We start from the raw sequence: 1,777 nt of genomic DNA on the forward strand, positions 1-1,777 counted from the left end.
AAACTAAATGTGTTACTTTCAATCTTTTGGTGCAAATTCCTAATAAATATCAGGAAAAATACTCAAAAGTAAAAACAAACAAGTTGAGGCTAGACATTGAAGAAATTATCTTTACTAATATTATTAATGTTATCTCCTATCTTATCTTTTTCAAAAGCACCAGATTGCCACAATTGGCCTATGAATATGACTAAAGGTTGGTTAAAAAATGCTAACATTACCAATATCTATAATTTAGATGTATCTAAAACAAAAATAACTTTATTAGCTTCAGAGAAAAAAGAAAAGGATTTATATACTCAAATTTACCATTTTGTTTTTTATGATAAAAAAGGAAAATCATATGAAGTAATCACCAAGAATGAAGCTTCAGATGAAGAATGTTCTATGAGTCAAGTAAATAGCTATCTAATTTCCAAAAGAGACATTAATTACTGAATTCAAATATTCAAAATCTACTTAGGCTCTAAGTATTATCATTTTGAATTAAGTTAAGGTGTTAGCTTACTAACAAATCAATTGGGATTATAGAAATTACAAAACTCTTTATAAAAATATTGCTAGCAATATTTTAAGAGGACTGCACAAAGATGAACATAAACAAATTAAGGTACATAATGGAAAAACTATTTACAATAATATTGTTGAGTATACTTCCTACCTTATCCTTTGCAAAAACACCTGATTGCTACAATTGGCCTATGAATATGACCAAAGCTTGGTTAAAAAATGCTAACATTACCGATATCTATAATTTAGATGAATCTAAAACAAAAATAACTTTATTGGCCTCTGAAAAAAAGAAAAAAGATTTATATATAGAAATTTACCATTTTGTTTTTTTTGATAAACAAGGAAATACTTACGAGGTAATTACTCAAAATGAAGCTTCACAGGAAGAATGTTCCATAAGTGATGTAAATAGTTATTTAATATCTAAAAGCCATACCCATTAGTAAATTTGATATGATTTTTCAGGCAAGATGTCCATTAGACGGTAACATAAACTTGTTACTTTCGATTTCTTTGATTAAAGAGGTGAGATAGTGAAATGAAAAATTTCCCTTTAATAATGTTATTAGCCATACTCCCTACCCTATCTTTTGCAAAAGCACCTAATTGTTACTCTTGGCCTATGAATATGACCAAAATGTGGATGAGAAATGCGAGAATAGTTGACTTCAAAAATTTAGAAGAATCAAAAACCAAAATAACTTTATTGGCCTCAGAGAAAAAAGGAAAGGATTTATATACTCAAATTTACCACTTTATTTTTTACGATAAAAAAGGAAATACTTACGAGGTAGTTACCAAAAGTGATTCTTCATATGAGGAATGTTCAATAAGTGATGTAAATATTTATTTAATATCAAAAAATTATACAAGCTTCTAAAATAAAAATAAATATTTTAAAAAACTTTCCAAGGGGCAGATATTTGTACAGTTCCTGATCATGGTTATTTACTGCAAGTTTAGGATTTATTTTTGGTAAAAACTAAATGTGTTACTTTCAATCTTTTGGTGCAAATTCCTAATAAATATCAGGAAAAATACTCAAAAGTAAAAACAAACAAGTTGAGGCTAGACATTGAAGAAATTATCTTTACTAATATTATTAATGTTATCTCCTATCTTATCTTTTTCAAAAGCACCAGATTGCCACAATTGGCCTATGAATATGACTAAAGGTTGGTTAAAAAATGCTAACATTACCAATATCTATAATTTAGATGTATCTAAAACAAAAATAACTTTATTAGCTTCAGAGAAAAAAGAA

General features: G+C 27.0%; 4 protein-coding genes. All 4 read left to right on the forward strand.

What is annotated here, in order from left to right:
• The first annotated feature begins 96 nt into the window (after positions 1–96).
• Positions 97–438 carry a hypothetical protein gene (locus BGI33_RS03245; protein ID WP_100089924.1) on the forward strand — a complete coding sequence of 114 codons (342 nt, stop codon included), beginning with the start codon at positions 97–99 and terminating at the stop codon, positions 436–438.
• Positions 439–617: 179 nt separating this feature from the next.
• Positions 618–956, forward strand: a complete 339-nt coding sequence (locus BGI33_RS03250) for a hypothetical protein (RefSeq protein WP_100089925.1) — start codon at positions 618–620, stop codon at positions 954–956.
• Positions 957–1,051: 95 nt separating this feature from the next.
• A complete protein-coding gene (locus tag BGI33_RS03255) occupies positions 1,052–1,393 on the forward strand; it encodes a hypothetical protein (RefSeq protein ID WP_100089926.1) in 342 nt (113 codons plus the stop codon).
• A 195-nt stretch (positions 1,394–1,588) separates the two neighbouring features.
• On the forward strand, positions 1,589–1,777 hold a 189-nt coding region (locus BGI33_RS13375), incomplete at its 3' end, for a hypothetical protein (protein ID WP_218965120.1).

It is taken from the genome of Snodgrassella alvi (genome assembly GCF_002777425.1).
GTDB lineage: Bacteria > Pseudomonadota > Gammaproteobacteria > Burkholderiales > Neisseriaceae > Snodgrassella > Snodgrassella alvi_B.

Excerpts from the sequence above, each read along its gene's own strand:
- BGI33_RS03255 (WP_100089926.1), top strand. The coding sequence starts at position 1,052 with ATGAAAAATTTCCCTTTAATAATGTTATTAGCCATACTCCCTACCCTA.
- BGI33_RS03250 (WP_100089925.1), top strand. The coding sequence starts at position 618 with ATGGAAAAACTATTTACAATAATATTGTTGAGTATACTTCCTACCTTA.